Annotated in this window: 21 protein-coding genes; 14 read left to right on the forward strand and 7 right to left on the reverse strand. The window is 65.3% G+C overall.

Annotation, left to right across the window (positions count from 1 at the left end; genetic code table 11):
- The 7 genes from rpmH to VGN68_RS07380 all read left to right on the forward strand — a co-directional run.
- A partial coding sequence (gene rpmH / locus VGN68_RS07350; RefSeq protein WP_327475469.1) for a 50S ribosomal protein L34 occupies positions 1-128 on the forward strand: 128 nt, incomplete at its 5' end.
- A gap of 29 nt (positions 129-157) precedes the next feature.
- Positions 158-496 (forward strand): ribonuclease P protein component, encoded by a 339-nt coding sequence (rnpA, locus tag VGN68_RS07355; RefSeq protein WP_327475294.1) that lies wholly within the window; start codon positions 158-160, stop codon positions 494-496.
- Positions 493-645, forward strand: a complete 153-nt coding sequence (locus VGN68_RS07360) for a hypothetical protein (protein WP_327475296.1) — start codon at positions 493-495, stop codon at positions 643-645. The genes rnpA and VGN68_RS07360 overlap by 4 nt, the downstream gene beginning before the upstream one ends.
- A complete protein-coding gene (gene yidD / locus VGN68_RS07365) occupies positions 642-854 on the forward strand; it encodes a membrane protein insertion efficiency factor YidD (protein WP_120215070.1) in 213 nt (70 codons plus the stop codon). Before VGN68_RS07360 ends, yidD begins: the two co-directional genes overlap by 4 nt.
- Positions 855-897: 43 nt before the next feature.
- Entirely contained in the window at positions 898-2,652 is a 1,755-nt protein-coding gene (yidC, locus tag VGN68_RS07370) for a membrane protein insertase YidC (protein WP_327475300.1), read from the forward strand.
- Positions 2,649-3,308, forward strand: coding sequence for a ribosome biogenesis GTP-binding protein YihA/YsxC (gene yihA, locus VGN68_RS07375; protein WP_327475302.1), 660 nt, complete (start codon positions 2,649-2,651; stop codon positions 3,306-3,308). The genes yidC and yihA overlap by 4 nt, the downstream gene beginning before the upstream one ends.
- Before the next feature lie 194 nt (positions 3,309-3,502).
- On the forward strand, positions 3,503-4,174 hold the full coding sequence (locus VGN68_RS07380; protein ID WP_327475304.1) for a glutathione S-transferase family protein: 672 nt from the start codon (positions 3,503-3,505) through the stop codon (positions 4,172-4,174).
- Positions 4,175-4,463: 289 nt separating this feature from the next.
- On the opposite strand, the gene VGN68_RS07385 is transcribed toward VGN68_RS07380, so the two are convergent.
- On the reverse strand, positions 4,464-4,931 hold the full coding sequence (locus VGN68_RS07385; RefSeq protein WP_327475306.1) for a cupin domain-containing protein: 468 nt from the start codon (positions 4,929-4,931) through the stop codon (positions 4,464-4,466).
- Between the two features lie 103 nt (positions 4,932-5,034).
- On the opposite strand from VGN68_RS07385, the gene dapE reads away from it, so the two are divergent.
- Complete coding sequence (gene dapE, locus VGN68_RS07390) at positions 5,035-6,171, forward strand: succinyl-diaminopimelate desuccinylase (RefSeq protein ID WP_327475308.1); 1,137 nt, start codon at positions 5,035-5,037, stop codon at positions 6,169-6,171.
- A 223-nt stretch (positions 6,172-6,394) separates the two neighbouring features.
- Here the strand turns inward: dapE and VGN68_RS07395 are convergent, their stop codons facing one another.
- The 3 genes from VGN68_RS07395 to VGN68_RS07405 are packed head-to-tail and all read right to left on the reverse strand — an operon-like array spanning position 6,395 to position 8,995.
- Complete coding sequence (locus VGN68_RS07395) at positions 6,395-6,973, reverse strand: Smr/MutS family protein (protein ID WP_327475310.1); 579 nt, start codon at positions 6,971-6,973, stop codon at positions 6,395-6,397.
- 7 nt (positions 6,974-6,980) lie between these two features.
- On the reverse strand, positions 6,981-8,321 hold the full coding sequence (locus VGN68_RS07400) for a murein transglycosylase A (RefSeq protein WP_327475312.1): 1,341 nt from the start codon (positions 8,319-8,321) through the stop codon (positions 6,981-6,983).
- Positions 8,322-8,326: 5 nt separating this feature from the next.
- Entirely contained in the window at positions 8,327-8,995 is a 669-nt protein-coding gene (locus tag VGN68_RS07405) for a Tim44/TimA family putative adaptor protein (RefSeq protein WP_327475314.1), read from the reverse strand.
- Positions 8,996-9,241: 246 nt separating this feature from the next.
- Between VGN68_RS07405 and secB the strand changes: the two genes are divergently transcribed.
- From secB to VGN68_RS07425, 4 genes are all read left to right on the forward strand, one after another.
- Entirely contained in the window at positions 9,242-9,763 is a 522-nt protein-coding gene (gene secB / locus VGN68_RS07410) for a protein-export chaperone SecB (RefSeq protein ID WP_327475316.1), read from the forward strand.
- A 147-nt stretch (positions 9,764-9,910) separates the two neighbouring features.
- The gene (gene murJ / locus VGN68_RS07415) at positions 9,911-11,488 is read left to right on the forward strand and encodes a murein biosynthesis integral membrane protein MurJ (RefSeq protein WP_327475318.1); all 1,578 of its coding nucleotides are present in this window, start codon (positions 9,911-9,913) and stop codon (positions 11,486-11,488) included.
- Between the two features lie 13 nt (positions 11,489-11,501).
- Positions 11,502-12,500, forward strand: a complete 999-nt coding sequence (gene trpS, locus VGN68_RS07420) for a tryptophan--tRNA ligase (RefSeq protein WP_327475320.1) — start codon at positions 11,502-11,504, stop codon at positions 12,498-12,500.
- A gap of 158 nt (positions 12,501-12,658) precedes the next feature.
- Positions 12,659-13,357: a DUF4136 domain-containing protein gene (locus VGN68_RS07425; RefSeq protein WP_327475322.1), complete on the forward strand. Its 699-nt coding sequence runs from the start codon at positions 12,659-12,661 to the stop codon at positions 13,355-13,357.
- A gap of 391 nt (positions 13,358-13,748) precedes the next feature.
- Here VGN68_RS07425 and dnaA read toward each other — a convergent pair whose 3' ends face one another.
- The 3 genes from dnaA to mutM form a co-directional block, all read right to left on the reverse strand.
- Positions 13,749-15,107: a chromosomal replication initiator protein DnaA gene (dnaA, locus tag VGN68_RS07430; RefSeq protein WP_327475324.1), complete on the reverse strand. Its 1,359-nt coding sequence runs from the start codon at positions 15,105-15,107 to the stop codon at positions 13,749-13,751.
- A gap of 503 nt (positions 15,108-15,610) precedes the next feature.
- On the reverse strand, positions 15,611-15,874 hold the full coding sequence (rpsT, locus tag VGN68_RS07435) for a 30S ribosomal protein S20 (protein WP_137754241.1): 264 nt from the start codon (positions 15,872-15,874) through the stop codon (positions 15,611-15,613).
- Between the two features lie 187 nt (positions 15,875-16,061).
- Positions 16,062-16,874, reverse strand: coding sequence for a bifunctional DNA-formamidopyrimidine glycosylase/DNA-(apurinic or apyrimidinic site) lyase (gene mutM / locus VGN68_RS07440; RefSeq protein WP_327475471.1), 813 nt, complete (start codon positions 16,872-16,874; stop codon positions 16,062-16,064).
- A 94-nt stretch (positions 16,875-16,968) separates the two neighbouring features.
- Between mutM and VGN68_RS07445 the strand changes: the two genes are divergently transcribed.
- Together VGN68_RS07445 and ubiB are read left to right on the forward strand one after the other, a co-directional pair.
- Complete coding sequence (locus VGN68_RS07445; RefSeq protein ID WP_327475327.1) at positions 16,969-17,706, forward strand: class I SAM-dependent methyltransferase; 738 nt, start codon at positions 16,969-16,971, stop codon at positions 17,704-17,706.
- Entirely contained in the window at positions 17,703-19,247 is a 1,545-nt protein-coding gene (ubiB, locus tag VGN68_RS07450; RefSeq protein ID WP_327475329.1) for a 2-polyprenylphenol 6-hydroxylase, read from the forward strand. The genes VGN68_RS07445 and ubiB overlap by 4 nt, the downstream gene beginning before the upstream one ends.
- Positions 19,248-19,299 lie beyond the last annotated feature (52 nt).

Genomic DNA, 19,299 nt, shown 5'->3' on the forward strand with positions numbered 1-19,299 from the left:
GTACCTTTCAACCGAGCAACCTCGTGCGCGCCCGTCGCCACGGTTTCCGCGCCCGCAAGGCGACGGTCGGCGGTCGCAAGATTCTCGCCAACCGCCGCGCCCAGGGCCGCAAGAAGCTGTCGGCCTGACCGCTGACGCTTCGGCGCCAGTGAAACTGGTGCGAACGCTTTCAAAACGCAGCGAATTTCTGGCCGCCAACCGCGGCCTTCGCTTTCCCATGCCCGGCTTTGTCCTGCTCGTCCGCCCGCGCGGCGATGCCGATGACGCGATGGGCATTGGCTATACGGTCAGTAAGAAAGTCGGCAATGCCGTCACCCGCAACCGGATGAAACGGCGGCTGCGCGAACTGTGCCGCGCGGCGCTCCCCGAATCGGGGATTGCCGGGGCGGACCATGTGCTGATCGGGCGGCCGGGGGGTAACGACATCATGTTTGCCGAGCTGGGCGAGCAGCTCGATTCGGCGTTGACGCGCGCGGCGAAGAAACTGGCGCGATGACGCTGCTTCCCCCCCATCGTCACCCCGGACTTGATCCGGGGCCCATCGCCACCGGCACCGCATGGACCCCGGATCAAGTCCGGGGTGACGAAGAAGGAAAAACTGAAATCGCGCGTGAAGTTGCGCAGTTTTCAGGGCTTTCCCAATGATCGCCAAACTCCTCATCCTGATCGCGCGCGGCTGGCAGCTTGGCCCCTCGCGCCTCCTGCCGCCGACCTGCCGCTATTCGCCCTCGTGTAGTGCCTACGCCATCACAGCGCTGTCGCGCCATGGTGCGATCAAGGGTGGCTGGTTGGCGACAAAGCGGCTATTGCGCTGCCATCCTTGGGGGGGCCATGGCCACGACCCCGTTCCCTGAACGGTATTCCCCGACATTTTGAGACGAAGAGAGACCAATCGGCGTGGACGACAAGCGTAACCTGATCGCGGCAATTTTGTTGTCGGTGGCCATCCTGCTGGGCTGGAATTTCGTCTCGGCGCAGTTTTTCCCGACCCCCGCCAAGCCCGACGTGACGACCACGGTCGCAGGCGCCAACGGCACCCCGGCAACCACGCCCGCCACGCAAGGCCAGCCGAGCGCACTGCCGACCGCCACCGCCCCTGCTGCCCCCGCGACGCAGGCGATCCGCCCGGTCGAAGCGGCGCTGGCCGAAGGCAACCGGATACCGATCGCCACCCCGGCGCTGGCGGGATCGATCAACCTGATCGGCGCGCGCATCGACGACATCACGCTGACCAAATATCGCCAGACGATCAAAAAGGATTCGCCGCCGGTGCGGCTGTTCGCGCCGGGCGGGACCAAGGCCGCCTATTTCGCCAGCATCGGCTGGTCGGCACAAGGCGTTCAGGTGCCTGGGCCGACGACGCTGTGGACCGCGACCGGCAGCAAGCTGACCCCGACGACCCCGGTGACGCTGAGCTGGGCCAACACGACCGGCCAGACGTTCCGCATCGAATATAGCATCGACGCCAATTACCTGATCACCGCCAAACAGACGATTGCCAATGCTGGTACTGCTCCGGTGAGCGCGAGCAGCTTTGCGCTGATCGACCGCCTCGGCAAACCCACCGACCCGCATGAGGTCGACAGCTGGACGATCCATGTCGGGCCGACCGGCTATCTCGACGGCAAATCGGTGTTCGACACCGATTATGAGGATCTGGAAGAAGCCCCGAACCGCACCGTGCGCTATAATGCCGCGGGCTGGCTGGGCTTTACCGACAAATACTGGCTCGCGGCGATAGTCCCGGCCAAGGGCGAGCGCGTCACCGCGGCGATCAGCTCACCGAGCGCCAATAATTACCAGACGTTGTTCGCGCGCGACTTTGCGCAGGTCAGCCCGGGCCAGCAGGTCACGACCACCAGCCGCATCTTTGCCGGGGCCAAGGAAGTCGAGATCCTGGAAACCTATCAGGACAAGCTCGGCATCACCCGCCTGTCGAACGCGATCGATTGGGGCTGGTTCGAATTTTTCGCGGTGCCGATTTTCAAGCTGCTGCACTGGCTGTTCCTGCAGGTCGGCAATTTCGGCGTCGCGATCATGGCGCTGACCCTGATCATCCGTCTGCTGATGTTCCCCATCGCCAACCGGCAATTCTCGTCGATGGCGCAGATGCGCGTCGTGCAGCCGAAGATGAAGGCGCTGCAGGAACGCTTCAAGGACGACAAGCCCAAGATGCAGCAGGAGCTGATGAAGCTCTATAAGGATGAAAAGATCAATCCGCTGGCGGGCTGTCTGCCGATCCTGATCCAGATCCCGATCTTTTACGCGCTGTACAAAGTGCTGATGCTGGCGATCGAAATGCGCCACCAGCCGTTCATCCTGTGGATCAAGGATCTGTCGGCGCCCGACCCGCTGCACATCCTGAACCTGTTCGGCCTGCTGCCCTTTACCCCGCCGTCGATCCTGGCAATCGGCGTGATGGCGGTGATCTTGGGCGTGACAATGTGGTTGCAGTTCCGCCTGAACCCCGCCCCGGCCGACCCGGTGCAGGCGCAGGTGTTCAAGATCATGCCGTGGCTGTTCATGTTCATCATGGCGCCGTTCGCCGCGGGCCTGCTGCTCTACTGGATCACCAACAATATCTTGTCGATCGCACAGCAGCAGTGGATGTATCAGAAGTTCCCGGCGTTGAAGGCGCAGGCGGCGACGTGAGCGATATCGATCTGGAACCCGGCGCCGACCCCGAACGGGCGGAACGCGCGCGCAAGCTGTTTTCGGGACCGATCAATTTTCTGAAATCGGCCCCGGCGCTCCAGCATCTGCCCGACCCGACAATGCCCGAGATCGCCTTTGCGGGGCGATCGAACGTCGGCAAATCGTCGCTGCTCAACGCGCTGACCAACCGCAACGGCCTCGCGCGCACGTCGGTGACGCCGGGGCGGACGCAGGAGCTCAATTATTTCGACGTCGGCGAACCGCTGGTGTTCCGGCTGGTCGACATGCCCGGCTATGGCTTTGCCAAGGCGCCGAAGGATGTCGTCAGGAAATGGCGTTTCCTGATCAACGACTATCTGCGCGGACGGCAGGTGCTGAAGCGCACTTTGGTGCTGATCGACAGCCGCCACGGGCTGAAGGATGTCGACCGCGAATTCCTGGAGATGCTCGACACCGCTGCGGTCAGCTATCGCCTGGTGCTGACCAAGGCCGACAAGATCAAGGCGAGCGAGCTCGCCGCGGTTCATGCCGCGACCGAAGCCGAGGCGCGCAAACACCCTGCCGCGCATCCCGAGGTGATTATGACGTCGTCGGAGAAGGGCTTGGGGATCGCCGAGCTGCGCACCGCAGTGCTCGAGGCGGTGGAGATCTAATAATCCTCTCCCCTTGCGGGAGAGGATAGTGGAGGTTGCGGACTTGTCCGCTACCGAAACTTGGAGAGGGGTTGCGGCCCGTCAGGCCGCGCGAGCCTTCGGCTCGCATCACCCTCTCCCAGCTTCGACTAGCCAGCAAGCTGGCAAGTCTGCGCAACCCTCCCCCGTCAAAGGGGGAGGGAAAAGGAGATCGCATGAAACTGTTCATCGGCAACAAGGCCTATTCCAGCTGGAGCCTGCGCGGCTGGCTCGCCGCCAAGCACAGCGGCCTGCCCTTCGAGGAAATCACCGTCCCGCTCTATGACGAGGAATGGAACCAGCGCCGCGAGGGCGACGAGTTCGCGCCGTCGGGGGGCAAGGTTCCGATCCTGTGGGACGGCGACGACATCGTCGTGTGGGACAGCCTGGCGATCATCGATTACCTTAATGAAAAGACCGGCGGGACCAAGGGATACTGGCCCGACGATATCGCGGCGCGCGCGATGGCGCGGTCGATGGCGGCCGAAATGCACGCGAGCTTTGCGGCGTTACGCCGCGAGCACAGCATGAACATCCGGCGCATCTATCCCGCCGCGCCGCTGCTGCCCGAAGTGCAGGCCGATGTCGTCCGCATCCTGCAGATCTGGGCCGAAGCGCGGGCGCGATTCGGCGGCGAAGGCGATTATCTGTTCGGTGACTGGTCGGCCGCCGACATGATGTTCGCGCCGGTGGTGACGCGCTTCATCACTTACTCGATCCCGCTGCCGCCCTTTGCCCTCGCCTATATGCAGGCGGTGGTGAGCCATAAGTGCATGCAGGACTGGATCGGCGGCGCGCAGGCCGAGGATTGGATCATCGAGAAGTTTGAGGGGCCGGTCGAGGGTTAGGGGTTGCGACTGCGTCCGACCGAAACACGACCTTTATAGCATCGTCATCCCGGCGAAGGCCGGGATCTCGCCGGTGCGGTAAGCCGAGAGGGTGAGATCCCGGCCTTCGCCGGGATGACGAATTGTTAGTGGCGGTTACCAGCCGAAATAGGACGTCACCCCCGCGGAGGCGGGGGCCGCGAGCCGCCTGTTCCTACATCGCTGCGTAATCCGACAGCGGCCCCCGCCTGCGCGGGGGCGACGATTGGTAGCAACGTCCGCTCCCCTCCTCAATGCTGACCTCACCCGCTCAAGGAATCCGCGTCGTCGAATAGGGCGTGCCATCCTTGTGGAAATAGCCGTCCGGCCCGAACAGCATGTCGATGTCCGAATAGCCGCCGCCGGTGTCATATTTCTTGCCGCCGCCGAGCGCGACAAACACGCAGTCGGCGTCCGATTCGTTGATCAGGTGGTGGCCGTTCGTGCTGCCCTTTGGCCACACCGCGATATCGCCGGGGCGCATCGGCCAGCGGCCGTCATCCTCGATCAGCACCGCCTCGCCCGAAATCATCACGAGCATCTCGTCCTCACTATCGTGCCAGTGGCGCTGCGACGACCAGGCGCCGGGTTTCAGCACGACATGGCTGGCGGCAAAATCGCTGAGGCCGGTCGCGGGAGCGAGGCGGCGGTACCAGCGGCCTTGCACGGGCGCATCATAGGGCGCCGGATAGCCGGTGGTGTTGGTTTGCGGGATGGCGGCGAGGTCGAGTTTGGGCATGGCAGTCCTCCACCGCCTTCTTGCCGTTCGCATCGAGCGAAGTCGAGATCCGTGGACACCAACGTGTCTCGACTTCGCTCGACACGAACGGGTAAGGAGCGGCATGACCATGCACATCGATCCCGTCGAACTCGCGCAGGCGCTGATCGCCGCGCCCTCCGTCACCCCTGCGACCGGCGCGGTGTTCGATGTGCTGGAGGCGGCGCTGATCCCGCTCGGCTTTACGGTCGAGCGCTTTATCGACGGGATCGAGCCCGACGGGCCGGTCGAAAATCTGCTCGCGGTGCGTCAGGGCAGCGGCCCCGTCCATTTCGGCTTTGCCGGGCATCTCGACGTCGTGCCGCCGGGGGTGGGCTGGACCGGCGATGCCTTTGCGCCCGAGATCCGCGGCGACCTGCTCTATGGCCGCGGCGCGGTCGATATGAAGGGATCGATAGCGGCCTTCGTCGCCGCCGCAGCGGCGACACCGGTCGACGCGGGAACGATCAGCCTGATCATCACCGGCGACGAGGAAGGGCCGGCCATTTTCGGCACCCGCGCGCTGATGGAGCATATGGCGGGGCGCGGCATCGTGCCCGACATGATCGTCGTCGGCGAGCCGACGTCGGTGAACCGGCTGGGCGACATGGTGAAGATCGGGCGGCGCGGGTCGGTCAATATCTGGATCGACGTGCCGGGAACGCAGGGGCATGTCGCCTATCCGCACCTCGCCGACAATCCGATCCCCAAGCTAGTGCGGATCATGGCGGCGATCGACGCGGTGGCGCTCGACGAGGGCAATGACTGGTTCCAGCCGTCGAATATCGAGTTCACCGACATCGAGGTCGGCAATGGCGCGACCAATGTCATCCCCGCGTCGGCGCGGGCGCGGCTGTCGATCCGCTTCAACGAACAGCATCGCGGCGCCGATCTGGTGGCGATGATCGAGCGCATCGCGCATGGGGTCGAGCCCGCCGCGAAGGTGCTGGGCAAGATTTCGGGCGAGGCGTTCCTGACCCCACCGGGCGAATTGTCGGGGCTGGTTGCCGAGGCGATCCATGCCGAAACCGATGTCGTCGCCGAGATGTCGACGACCGGCGGCACATCGGATGCCCGCTTCCTGCACGCGCTGTGTCCGGTGGTCGAATTCGGGCTGACCAACGCGACGATGCACAAGCTGGACGAAGCGGTGGCAGTGGCGGATTTGCACAAGCTGACCGCGATTTACCGCGGGGTGTTGATGCGGGCTTTGCTGGATTAGAATGGTCTCACGCAAAGGCGCGAAGGCGCGAAGAAAAATCTCACACAAAGACACAAAGATGACCGCCTAGGCGGGCGCCGCCGGTTGAGGTCCGCGCGAAGCGCCCTCTTCCACAATCGCCTGCGGCGGCAAGTTTCCACAGCCCGATCAGGCTGCCCTCTTTGTGTCTTGTGTGAGAAATTCTTTTCTCTTTTTCTTCGCGCCTTCGCGCCTTTGCGTGAGATCAATCTTCTCTTGAGCGCCGCAAAATCACATAAACCGCCCCCGCCCCGCCATGGCTGACATGCGCGGAGCGTAGCGCAACGATCTGGTCGGCGTGCGGCGAATAAGCGAGCCAGTCGGGGAGCGAGGCGCGGATGGCGCCGCGGGGGCGCGGATCGCCGTGCATTTGCGGCAGGCGGTCGGCGCCGGGGCGGAGGCGTCCCGCGACCACGAGCAGCACGCGCGCGCCGCGCAGCAGCGCACGGCCGATCGCGTCGTCGAGCAGCGCCTGCGCCGACGCGAGCGTATGGCCGTGGAGATCGATGCTGAGGTCGGGGCGCACCAGTCCCTTGCGCAACCGCCGGTCCCAATGGCCGTCGAGTGTGGCGGCGCTGTGGGTGCGGCGCGGCGGCGGCAGCGGCGCAGCGGGACGCGATGGCGCGGCGGCGCGCGGCGCGGTGCTGCGCGGGGTCGGCTGCGGCGGGCGGATCGTCGGCGGCGCGGCGGGCGCAAGCGGAGCTTTGGGCTTCGCCAGCGGCTTGACCGTCGCCGCGACCTTTTTCCACAGCGCGTTTTCGTCGGGATCGAGCCGCCGCGCCATGGCGGCGTCAGCGCGCCGGGATCAGCCGCGCGATGCTGGCGCGCGGGAGCAGCAGCAACGCCGAACCGCGCGCCGCCATGCCGCCGGCGATCGCGCGCGCCTCTTCGCCCGCGCCCCAGAAGCTGTCGAAGCGGTTGGCGCCCTTGATCGCGCCGCCGGTATCCTGCGCGATCCACAGGCCGTTCGGTTCGGCACGGTCAAGCGAGAGGAAGACAGGGGCGCCGAGCGGCACATATTTGGGATCGGCGGCGACGCTGGCGCGGCCGGTCACCGGCAGTCCCATGGCACCGAGCGGGCCGGGGCCGGTGAGTTCGCGGAAGAACACCCAGCTGGGATTCTCGTTCATCACCGCCGCGCCGCGCACCGGGTCGGCGCGCAGATAGTCGAGGATGCCCTGCATCGAGGCTTGGCCGCGCTGCAATTCGCCGCGGTCGAGCAGCAGCTTGCCGATGCCGACATAGCCGCGGCCATTCTGCGTGTCATAACCGATCCGCATGATGCCGCCGTCGGGCAGGCGCAGACGGCCCGATCCCTGTACTTGCAGGAAAAAGAATTCGGCGGCGTCGGCGGCATAAGCGATTTCGAGCCCGCGGCCTTCGAGCGCGCCGCTTTCGATCGCGGTGCGATCATAATAACGCACCAGCTTGCCGCCATCGACGCGGCCGCGGATCGTGCGACCTTTCAGATCGTCCGCAAACTGGCCGAGGTCGACATCGACCAGGTCGGCGGGGCGGCGATAGATGGGGACGTCGTAACCGGGGCGTTTCGTGCGCGATCCGGCGATTTCGGGTTCGTAATAGCCGGTGACGAAGGCGGTGCCGGTGCCGATCTGCACCGTGCCGAAATAGCGCGTGAAGAAGGCCAAGGCGTCGCTGTCGGACCAGTTTTTCGCCGCGTTGCAGCTTTCGGTCCAGTCGGCGCCCTGCGTCAGCCCGCTGGCGTCGGCGCGACGCTGGACCGAGGGGCAGCTGATGCGGAAGGCGGCGAGTGCGGTGGTCGCCTGTTCGGCGGTCACGCCAAGGGTAGCGAAATCGGGACCGGCGATGACGCCGCTGGTCGCGGCGGTCGTCGCGTCGGTCCGCGCCGCGGGCGCCGGCAAGGGCACGCGCGGGGTAGCGGGGATCGGCTGAGCCGCAACGCCGCCGCTTTCCGACGGGCGCGGTTGGTAGGGACGCGGGGTGCCCACGGCGGGGCTAGCGGCAGGCGGCGGCGCGGGCGTGTCGGCGACGGGCCGATCGCCCGAATCGGGGATCACCGACGCGCAGCCCGCGAGGAGCGGCAGCGCAGTGAGAAAGATGAATCCGAAAACCCGCGTCCGGCGTCTCCCGGACGAGTACACCGTGGGCATCGCCGTCAGGCTGCTTCGATTTCGTCGAGCAGCCAGTTGGGATCGTCGCTGCCGATCGCGCGGCGGAAGGTCCACAGATCGTCGGTGCGCGACGCATCGCTCATCGATCCGGCGATCAGCTTGCCATCGGCGTCGCGCGTGATCGCGCTGATGTCGGCCTGATAGCGCACGGTGATCCGCGCTTCCTTGCGATCCATTTCGACCGAAGTGATCTTGGCCGATTCGATGCCGACCAGGCGATTCTCCAGCTTTTCGCCGCGCGCATCGCGCGCGTCGATCGCTTCGACAAAGGCTTCGTAGCTATCGTCGTCGCACAGGTCGCGCAGCGTGTCGCGGTCACCCTTCCAATAGGCTTCGAGGATCATGCGATACGCCGCTTCGGCGCCTTCCATGAAGCGGCCGGCGTCGAAATTGCGGTCGCTGGCGAGCAGCTGGCGCAGGCCGATTTCGGCGGCGGGTTCGTAGACGAGGCCGGAGGTGTCCGCAGTCGCGGTGGTCGACGATGGCGACGTTTCGCCGTCCTCCAGACGCACCGGTGACGGCGCAGCGCGCTCGTCGCGGCGCGGCAGCACGGGTTCCTGCTCATGCCCGGTGCGCTTGCCGAGTACCGAATAGAGCCGCATCCCGAGGAACGCGGCAATCATGGCGAGCAAGACGATCGAAAAAGCAGTCACGGGCAAAAGTCCAATGCGGGCAATGGAAACATAAGGATCATTACATAGGCGATGCAGGACCAAGTTTCAAACGTCATGGCCCCGGCGGTGCGGCAGGTCAACGATTCACCCCGGCCAAAACGCCGCCGTGATCCCATTGTGCTGGCTGGCGTGCGCTGCTAAGCGCCGCCGCAACCGTCTGCCGCGGACCCGACACGGCCTGTGGTACGGACCCTGTTTCACCTTTTCGAGCGAAAGCATTGCACCATGGCTGACGAGACCAGCGCCGACATCAACAACCCTGCCCTGCAGCCCAATGGCGAAGACACCAGCCCGGCGATCGGCCTGATTTCGCAATATGTCAAAGACCTGTCGTTCGAAAATCCGAATGCGCCCGCGGTGTATCAGTGGCAGGACGCGCCGCAGATCGACGTCCAGTTCAACATTGCCGCCGAAGGCGTCGGCGACCAGCTGTTCGAAGTGTCGCTGAAGATCGACGTCACGTCGAAAACCGACGCGGGTACGATGTTCGTGATCGAGCTGAAATATGCCGGCCTGTTCGGCGTGCGCAACGTCCCCGAAGACCAGTTGCAGCCATTCTTCCTGGCCGAAGCGCCGCGCATCCTGTTCCCCTTTGCCCGCCGTGTCGTCGCCGATGCGGTGCGCGATGGTGGTTTTGCCCCGTTGCTGCTCGAACCGATCGATTTCCACGGCCTGTTCATGCAGCAGGTTCAGGCGCAGGCAGACGCCGGGGACCTGGGCGACGCCGTGCCGGTTGGCCAGGCATAGGTTTTCCATTTCCACTACAATGCCTTCGGTGTGTGCTCCCCCGCGAATGCGGGGGTCCATCTCCGGCCAGTTTGAATTAGCACCGACCGGAGATGGGTCCCCGCCTTCGCGGGGACACGGTGCTATAATTCTGTGCGGTTTCGCCCCATGAGCGGCCTGCTCAAAAGCGTCGGGACGATCGGCGGGCTGACGATGGTCAGCCGCATTTTCGGCTTCGCGCGCGACATGCTGCTCAGCCGCATCCTCGGCGCGGGCGGGGTGGCCGACGCGTGGCAGCTGGCGTTCCAGCTACCCAACATCTTTCGCCGCCTGTTCGCCGAGGGTGCCTTTGCCGCCGCCTTTGTCCCGCTGTTCAACCAGCGGATGACGACGGAGGGCGACCATAGCGAGGCGCGCGCCTTTGCCGATGCGGTGCTGGCGGTGCTGATCCCGATCCTGATCGTCTTTTCGGCGCTGCTGCTGATCGTGATGCCGTGGATCATGCACCTGTTCGCCAGCGAGACGCTGCGCGCCGACCGCGAAAAATTCGACCTGACCGTCGCCATGGCACGCATCGCCTTTCCCTATCTGGCGTTCATGAGCGTTGCGACGCTGTTCGCGGCGATCCTCAACAGCCTGTCACGCTTTGCCGCCGCGGCGGCGGCGCCGATCCTGCTCAACATCTGCCTCGTCGCAGCCTTGCTCCTCGGCATGGTGACCGGCGATGGCAGTGAAGCCGCGAAGGCCACCACCGGCCTGTATCTGGCGATCTCGGTGTCGATTTCGGGCTTGTTCCAGCTCGTCTGGCTGCTGTTCTGGGTGCGCCGCTCGGGTTTCCGACCGGCGTTGCGGCGGCCGCGCCTAACTCCGGGCGTGCGCGAAATGGGGGTGCTCATCCTGCCCGCGGTGTTCGGTGCCGGGGTCTATCAGATCAGCCGCTTCGTCGACCTGTTCTTCATCGCGATGCTGCCCGACAAGAGCATCACCTATCTGGCGATGGCCGACCGGCTCAACCAGCTGCCGCTGGGCATCATCGGCATCGCGCTGGGGACCGCGATCCTGCCCGCATTGTCGCGCTTCGTCGCGCTCGATGACCGCGACGGCGCATCGCGCCTGCAAAGCAATGCGGTCGAGCTGGCGATGCTGCTGACCGTCCCCGCCGCGGTCGCGCTGTTCGTTGCCGGGCCGTCGATCACCAGCGCCTTCTATGTCGGCGGCCAATATAGCGTCGCCGACGGGCTGGCGACCGGTGCGGTCGTCGGCGGGCTGGTCGTCGGGCTGCCTGCCTATGTGCTGGTCAAGGTGCTGGTGCCGAACTTTTTCGCGCGCAAGGACACGCGCACCCCGGTGTGGACCGCGGCGATTTCGCTGCTGATCAACATCGGCCTGAACCTGTTGCTCATCCCCTCGCTCGGGATCGTCGGACTGGCGCTCGCAGGCTCGATCGCCGCATGGTGCAATGTCGTCATGCTCTATGCGATCCTCCACCACCGCGGATTGTTCCGGCTGACCGGACGCGTTGCGGGCCGTATCGCGCGCATCGTCCTCGCCGCCGCAGCGATGGCGGCATCGCTCTATGTCGCGATCCCGCTGGCGGGCGATGCCTTTGTCGGCGGGGTGTTCGAGCGGATCATTGCGCTGGGCGCGATCGTCGGGCTGGGCGGGCTCATATTCTTTGGTTGCGCCTTCCTGTTCGGCGTGGTCAATCGCGACACCATCGGCCAGCTGCGCCGACGCAAACTCTAACGGGACGAACATCATGCGGACGCTATCGGGCATTCAGCCCACCGGAAATTTGCACCTGGGCAATTATCTGGGCGCGATCCGCAACTGGGTGCGGATGCAGGACGAGATGCCGGGCGAAAAGCTCTATTTCCTGGCCGACCTGCACGCGATCACCGTCCATAACGACCCCGCCGAGCTGACCGCGAACACGCGCGAAATGGCGGCGGCGCTGATGGCCGCGGGGATCGACCCGGCCAAGGCAATTCTGTTCAATCAGGCGCGCGTTCCCGCCCACGCCGAGCTGGGCTGGCTGCTGTTCTGCACCGCGCGCATCGGCTGGCTGAACCGCATGACCCAGTTCAAGGAAAAGTCGGGCAAGAACCGCGAGGGCGCGAGCGTCGGACTTTACGCCTATCCGGTGCTGCAAGCCGCCGACGTCCTGCTCTACCAGACGACGCATGTGCCGGTCGGCGACGACCAGAAACAGCATCTGGAGCTGGCGCGCGACATTGCGACCAAGTTCAACCTCGACACCGGCACCGAGACCTTCACCCTGCCCGAACCGACGATCCCGCCCACCGCGGCGCGAATCATGAGCCTGCGCGACGGCAATGCCAAAATGTCGAAATCGGACCCGAGCGATGCGAGCCGCATCAATCTGGTCGACGACGCCGACACGATCATGGCCAAGATCCGCAAGGCAAAGACCGATGCCGAACCGCTGCCGTCGGAGGCCGCGGGGCTGGAGGGACGGGCCGAGGCGCGGAACCTCGTGTCGATCTATGCCGCGATGGCCGATGAGAGCGTTGACGATGTGCTGACGCGTTTTGCCGGACAGGGTTTCGGGGCGTTCAAGCCCGCGCTGGGCGAGCTGCTCGTCGAAAGCTTGCGCCCGATCGCGACGCGGCTGACCGCGCTCAAGGCCGATCCTGCGGCGATCGACGCGGCGCTGGAAGATGGCGCGGCGCGCGCGACCGCGCTGGCGCGGCCAACAATCGATGCGGCTTATGTGGCGCTGGGGCTGTGTCGCTAAAATCCTGACCGGACTTGCTTATTGGTGGCGGCACCCGATATCCTGTTGTGGAACCAAGCTGCGGCAAGCCGGGTTCAACCAAGGTTAAGCCGTTGCGGCTTAGTCTATGCGATAAAGGCGCGACCTTTGGGCGCCGACAGGATTACGGAGCCACCATGATGAGCAAGTTCAACCTTCGCCACCTGGGCCTCGCCGCGATGACCGGCGCAGCGCTAGCGCTCGCCGGTTGCGCGACGCCGTTCAAGGCCGATGTCGCGCGTTTCCAGACGCAGCTGCCTGCGCCGCAAGGCCAGAGCTTTGTTGTCGAGGCGGGCAACCCGGCGCTCGCCGGCGGGATCGAATTCAGCCAATATGCCAATCTGGTCGCGGGCGAGCTCACCCGCTACGGCTATCGCCCCGCCGCGCCGGGCGAAAGCGCCGATCTGGTCGTCCGCATGGACTATGGCGTCGACAAGGGGCGCGAGCGCGTCGTGTCGAGCCCCAGCTTTGGCGATCCCTGGTATGGCGGTTACGGCGGCTATTATGGCCGCGGCTTCTATCGCCCGGTAATCGTCGCTGGGCGCGGCGGGCGCCGTTATGTCTATGGCTATCGCGACCCGTTCCTGTGGGGCGGTTTCGGACCTGGCTGGGGCGGCACCGACATCAGCAGCTACACCGTTTACACTAGCGGTTTGAACCTGCAGATCAACCGCGCCGCCGACGGATCGCGCCTGTTCGAAGGTCAGGCCGAGGCACAGTCGCGCGACAACAACCTGCAAACGATCGTCCCCAATCTGGTCGAGGCGATGTTCACCGGCTTCCCCGGCAATTCGGGCGAACGGGTGCGGATTACGGTGGCGCCGCCCGAAAAGGGGTGAGATTGCCGCCAGGCTGATGACAAAGGCCCGCCTTTCGGATGAGAGGCGGGCCTTTTGTTTTCGGGCGAAGTGCAATGTCGGGGTGCGACCGGTTGCGGCCTCAAGCGATCCTCCCCCAACGGGGGAGGGGTACCACCCGGAGGGTGGTGGAGGGGCACAGGCGGTTTACGCAGCGCTGAACTGAAAGGCCGATCCTTACGGGGGAAACCGCTGGAGGCCCGCTTCCTCACCGGTAAGGTAAACCGATAGTACCCCTCCACCAGCTTCGCTGGTCCCCCTCCCCGTTCCGGGGAGGATCGGCTTCGTCCTCTCTCCACACTGAAGAAGAACATGGGAGCGCGGCTCCAAGCTGTGCATAAACCCGGGGATAACCCCGGCACAACCCTGTGGATCAGCTGTTCAAACTGCGCCGGATCGCGGCGATTTCGGCGTCGAGTTCGCTGTCGGCGACGCGCAGCGCCTCGACCGTGCGCACCGCGTGGATCACCGTACTATGATCGCGGCCGCCGAAGCGGCGCCCGATTTCGGGATAGGAGCGCGGGGTGAGTTCCTTGGCCAGATACATCGCGACCTGGCGCGGGCGCGCGATGGCGCGAACGCGGCGCTTCGAGGCCATCTCGCTCTTGTCGAGCCGGTAATGGGCGCACACGGCGCGCTGAATCTCGTCGATCGTGATCCGCGGCCGCGCGGTGCGGACATTTTCGGCGAGCCTGTCTTCGGCGAGCCTTAAGTCCACGGTCGTCCCGGTGAGCGCGGCATAGGCGAGCAGCTTGTTGAGCGCACCTTCGAGTTCACGGATGTTGCGGGTGAAATGCTTGACCAGATAAGCGACGACATCGTCGGGGACGTCGAGCATCGGCATCAGCGCCAACCGCTGGCGAATGATCCGCTCGCGCAGATCATCCTCGGGTGCCTCGATATCGGCCACCAGCCCGCCCGACAGGCGCGACAGCAGCCGCGCCTCGACCCCATCGAGCATCGACGGCGGACGGTCGGCGGTGACGACGAGCCGCTTGCCCGCGGTCATCAGGTCATCGATCGTGTGGAGCAGTTCTTCCTGCGTCGAATTTTTGCCGATGACAAATTGCAGATCGTCGAGCAGCAGCAGGTCGGCGGCGCGCAGCCGCGCCTTGAACGCCATCATGTCGCCGCCGCGCATCGCGCCGACGAATTCGAGCATGAATTTTTCGGCCGACATCAGGATGATCGTCGCGGTCGGGTGCGCCGCGGCATAATCCTGCGCGATCGCCTGAAGCAGGTGGGTCTTGCCCTGCCCGGTCCCCGAAGCGAGATAGAGCGGGTTGAACTGCGGCGCCTCGACCATGGCCATGCGGCGCGCAGCGTTGGCGGCGAGGATGTTGCTGCGCGCGATCACAAAGCGGTCGAACGACAGCCGCGGGTCGAACGGCGACGGCACCGCGATCGTCGGTGATGCAGGGGTGTCGAAGGTCGGCAGCGGCGGGCTGGCCAAAACTGCGGCGCTCTCGGTCGCCCCGGCGCCGCCGCGCACGGTCACGCCGCGCACGGTGGGAAGATGCTGGCGCCACGCCAGTTCGAGCCGATCACCAAAGCGTTCGTTGATCCAGTTGGCCGAGAAGCGGCTGACGGTTTCGAGCGTCACCACGCCCGACAGCGCGCAATAATCGCCAAAGCGCACGGGTTTGAGCCAATGGTCGAAGGTGCGCGCACCCAGATCGCGGCGCAAGCCTTCGGCAACGCGCGGCCAGAGCGCCGCGGCGTCACCGCTCATCGCTCCATCCCTTGCACCATCACCATGAAGTCTCCCGCTCTCTGTCACGCCGCTCCGCCCCCGCTGATCCCCCGTCCTCGAACCTTCGCGCGGCCGCTCCACATACCGAGTCGTCGCTTGCGCGCAGACGCAAGCATCCTTTCCGGGATTAAGTGCCCGAAGAAGTACGAATCATGTCGATGTGGCGGCCACCGGCGAAGGCCGACGACGCACCTGTCTAGTCAGGCCGAAGCGAGTCGAGCAAGGGGCGGTCGTGTAAAAATACTGAAATAAAAATCTTGACTCGACATGGGTCGCGGAATCGCGCGAAATCCATGTTTTCATCAATGTTTTCAGTTATTTATATGTGACAATCCGGTTGCAAATCAACGAATCGCCGGAAATCCGTCACTTACCGCGCTGCAACAGATTTGCCATCGCTCGGTCACAATTGCGGGCACAAAAAAAGACCCGCGGGCATGGAGCCGACGGGTCTTTTTTGTTCCCTTTCGGGACAGCGCCGATCAGGCGATCAGATTGACGCTCTTGGTCAGGCGCGAGAATTTGCGCGCGACGGTGTTCTTGTGCAGCACGCCTTTGGCCACGCCGCGGGCCATTTCGGGCTGCGCGGCCTTCAGCGCGGTCGCCGCAGCGTCCTTGTCGCCCGCGATGATGGCGTTCTCGACCTTCTTCACCAGCGTGCGGATGCGCGAGACGCGATTCTTGTTCACGACGGTGCGCGCGGTGTTGCGGCGGATGCGCTTTTTTGCCTGCGGCGTATTGGCCATAAATTCCTCGGTTTCCAAACGGTCTAAATCAGTCGGAGCGCAGCGTCACCGGAGCAGCCGAATCGCGCGAAACGAGCGAATCAATGTCCGGATACGGCCGGTTCCGGTAACCCGGACCCTGCTCGAAGGGTGCGCGCATAGCCAGACTGCCCCGGTTGGTCAATCATTTTTGCAGCAAATGCGCGCGTCACCGCTGGCATTTGGGGCAATAAAAGGTCGAACGGCCGCTCTGGACGATTCGGGCGATCGTGCCGCCGCATTGGCACGCATCGCCCTCACGGCCATAGACGCGCCAGTCCTTGGCGAAGTAACCGAGCTCGCCGTCGGGCTGTTTGTAATCGCGCAATGTCGATCCCCCCGCCGCGATCGACTTTTCGAGCACCGCCTTGATGGCGGGCACCAGCGCCGCGAGCTTGGCGCGCGACACATCGGCCGCGGGCTTCGCGGGGTGGATGCGCGCCATATTCAGCGCCTCGCACACATAGATGTTGCCCAGCCCCGCGACGATCGTCTGATCGAGCAGCATCGCCTTGATCGGCGCGCGGCGCCCCGCCAGCACCCGTCCCAGATAGGCCGCGTCGAACGCGCCCGACAAGGGTTCGGGACCGAGGGTGACGAACGCGGGGAAGCCGGTCAGCGGATCGCCCGCGACCAGATCCACCGAGCCGAAGCGGCGGGGATCGTGGAGCGTCAGCCGCTGCCCCGCCGCAGTGTCGATCAGCAAATGGTCGTGCTTGCCGGGCTCAGCATTGCCGATCCGCCAGCTGCCCGACATGCCAAGGTGAAAGATCATATGATCGCCGCGGTCGGTCGCGATGATGCCATATTTGGCGCGGCGGGTGAGGCCGGTGACGACGGAGCCCGTGAGCCGCTGCGCAAGGTCGACCGGGAACGGCCGGCGCAGGTCGGGGCGCAGCGTCGAGACGCGCACCAGCCGCTGGCCGGTCAAATGCGGCGTCAGGCCGCGGACGGTGGTTTCAACCTCGGGGAGCTCGGGCATATCGCGCATCGGGCTACGCGCCATTTGCCTGCGCTTCAACCCTTGGCTAAAGGCCGGTGCGACTTCGTTTCTCCCCGCATCAAGGCGCGACTCCATGAGCATCCCCGATACTGTCAGCTTTGGCTACGAACAGGTTCCGGCGACCGAAAAAACCGCCAAGGTCGGCGAGGTGTTCAGCCGCGTCGCGCGCAAGTACGACATCATGAACGATGCGATGTCGGGCGGCATGCACCGGCTGTGGAAGGACCGCTTCGTGCGCCGCGTCAAACCCCGCGCGGGCGAGGCGATCCTCGACATGGCGGGCGGCACCGGCGACATCGCGTTTCGCATGGAGCCGTCGGGCGCCAGCATTACGGTGGCCGATATCAACCCCGACATGCTGGGCGTCGGCATGGAACGCGCCGCCGAGCGCGGCATCGATTCGCTGGTGTGGAGCGAGCAGAATGCCGAGACCCTGTCATTCCCCGACCAGTTTTTCGATGCCTATACGATCGCGTTCGGCATCCGCAACGTCACCGACATTCCCGCCGCACTGAAGGAAGCCCACCGCGTGCTGCGCTATGGCGGGCGCTTTTTCTGCCTGGAGTTTTCGACCAACGAATGGCCTGGCTTCGCGCAGGCTTATGACGCCTATTCGCACCGCGTGGTGCCCAAGCTGGGCAAGCTGATCGCGCAGGACGAGGACAGCTATCGCTATCTGATCGAATCGATCCGCCGGTTTCCGCCGATGCCCGAATTTGCCAAGATGATCGGCGCCGCGGGCTTCACATCGGTGAAGGTCGAGCCCATCATGGGGGGGCTGGTCGCGATCCACAGCGGTTGGAAAGCTTGACCCGTCCCGTCACCCATATCCTGCGCCTGCTGAAGTGGGGCCGCATCCTGGCGCGCCACGGGGCGCTGCGCGGGATCGAGATCGCGCCGCAGACGCCGCCGGGGGTGAAGCGACTGTGCCGGATCGCGCGCTTCGGCACCGTCCAGCCAAAAATCCCCGATTACGCCGCGGCCTTCCAGGCGATCGGCCCCGCCGCGGTCAAGCTGGGCCAGACGCTCGCGACGCGGCCCGACCTGGTCGGCGAGGATGCCGCGCGCAACCTGCTGAGCCTGCAGGACGCGCTGGCGCCCGTCGCGTTCGACCGCATCCGGCAGGAGATCGAGGCGACCTTCGAGGTGCCGCTCGAAAGCCTCTATAGCAAATTCGACCCCGACCCCGTCGGATCGGCGTCGATCGCGCAGGTCCACCGCGCCGTCACCACCGAAGGCCGTCCGGTCGCGGTCAAGATCCGTCGCCCCGGCATCGACAAGCAGTTTGCGCGCGATATCGAAACCTATGAATGGGCGGCGGCGCATCTTGAGGCACTCGGCGGCGAAGCGACGCGGCTGCGCCCGCGCCAAGTCATCGCCAATTTCCGCCGCTGGACGCTGCGCGAACTCGACCTGCGCCGCGAAGCCGCGTCGGCGTCCGAGCTCGCCGACGCGATGGTCGGGGTGCCGACCTATGAAGTCCCGGCGATCGACTGGGACCGCACGACGAGCCGCGTGATGACGCTGAGCTGGATCGACGGCATCAAGATTTCGCGCCGCGACGACCTGATTGCCGCAGGCCACGACATGGAAAAGCTCGCTGGCAATTTGGTCCACGCCTTCCTGCGCCAAGCCATCGCCGAGGGTTTTTTCCACGCCGACATGCATCAGGGCAATTTGTTCGTGAAGGCCGACGGCACGATCGCCGCGGTCGATTTCGGCATCATGGGGCGGATCAACCGGCAGGCGCGCTATTGGCTCGCCGAGATCCTCTATGGGCTGACGACGGGCAATTACCGCCGCGTCGCCGAAATTCATTTCGAGGCGCAGTACGTCCCCGATTATCACAATGTCGAGGAATTCGCGACGGCGCTGCGCGCGGTTGGCGAACCGATGCGCGGCAAGCCGGTTAGCGAGCTCAGCGTCGGGCAGATGCTCGACGGGCTGTTCGCGATCACGCGCGATTTTGACATGCAGACCCAGCCGCACCTGCTGCTGCTGCAAAAAACGATGGTGATGGTCGAGGGCGTCGCGACGATGCTGAACCCGCAGATCAATATGTGGGACGTATCGGGACCGTTTGTGAAGGAATGGATCCGCGGCGAACTCGGCCCTGAAGCCGCGCTTGCCGACGGGATCCGCGAACAGGGCAAGACGCTGGCGCTGATCCCCGACATCATCCGGCGCCTTGATGCGCAATTGCCGCGAAAGGGCGCCGCCCCGCCCGCGCCGCCGCTGCCCGACATTCCGCTGATGTGGGAAAAGGGCGAGAAACGGCGCTGGTGGCGTTATGCGCTGACCGCACTGGCGGCGGGCGCCGCCGGGGCGCTGGGCATGGCCTGGTGGGGGTAGCGTGGCGGCGGAGGGCGAACTGCATCGACTGACGATGATGGGCGCCCTCGGC

Source organism: Sphingopyxis sp., assembly GCF_035998965.1.
Taxonomy (GTDB): domain Bacteria; phylum Pseudomonadota; class Alphaproteobacteria; order Sphingomonadales; family Sphingomonadaceae; genus Sphingopyxis.

Excerpts from the sequence above, each read along its gene's own strand:
- VGN68_RS07360 (WP_327475296.1), top strand. The coding sequence starts at position 493 with ATGACGCTGCTTCCCCCCCATCGTCACCCCGGACTTGATCCGGGGCCC.
- yidD (WP_120215070.1), top strand. The coding sequence starts at position 642 with ATGATCGCCAAACTCCTCATCCTGATCGCGCGCGGCTGGCAGCTTGGC.
- VGN68_RS07380 (WP_327475304.1), top strand. The coding sequence starts at position 3,503 with ATGAAACTGTTCATCGGCAACAAGGCCTATTCCAGCTGGAGCCTGCGC.
- VGN68_RS07385 (WP_327475306.1), bottom strand. The coding sequence starts at position 4,931 with ATGCCCAAACTCGACCTCGCCGCCATCCCGCAAACCAACACCACCGGC.
- dapE (WP_327475308.1), top strand. The coding sequence starts at position 5,035 with ATGACCATGCACATCGATCCCGTCGAACTCGCGCAGGCGCTGATCGCC.
- VGN68_RS07395 (WP_327475310.1), bottom strand. The coding sequence starts at position 6,973 with ATGGCGCGGCGGCTCGATCCCGACGAAAACGCGCTGTGGAAAAAGGTC.
- VGN68_RS07400 (WP_327475312.1), bottom strand. The coding sequence starts at position 8,321 with ATGCCCACGGTGTACTCGTCCGGGAGACGCCGGACGCGGGTTTTCGGA.
- secB (WP_327475316.1), top strand. The coding sequence starts at position 9,242 with ATGGCTGACGAGACCAGCGCCGACATCAACAACCCTGCCCTGCAGCCC.
- murJ (WP_327475318.1), top strand. The coding sequence starts at position 9,911 with ATGAGCGGCCTGCTCAAAAGCGTCGGGACGATCGGCGGGCTGACGATG.
- trpS (WP_327475320.1), top strand. The coding sequence starts at position 11,502 with ATGCGGACGCTATCGGGCATTCAGCCCACCGGAAATTTGCACCTGGGC.
- VGN68_RS07425 (WP_327475322.1), top strand. The coding sequence starts at position 12,659 with ATGAGCAAGTTCAACCTTCGCCACCTGGGCCTCGCCGCGATGACCGGC.
- dnaA (WP_327475324.1), bottom strand. The coding sequence starts at position 15,107 with ATGAGCGGTGACGCCGCGGCGCTCTGGCCGCGCGTTGCCGAAGGCTTG.
- rpsT (WP_137754241.1), bottom strand. The coding sequence starts at position 15,874 with ATGGCCAATACGCCGCAGGCAAAAAAGCGCATCCGCCGCAACACCGCG.
- mutM (WP_327475471.1), bottom strand. The coding sequence starts at position 16,874 with ATGCCCGAGCTCCCCGAGGTTGAAACCACCGTCCGCGGCCTGACGCCG.
- VGN68_RS07445 (WP_327475327.1), top strand. The coding sequence starts at position 16,969 with ATGAGCATCCCCGATACTGTCAGCTTTGGCTACGAACAGGTTCCGGCG.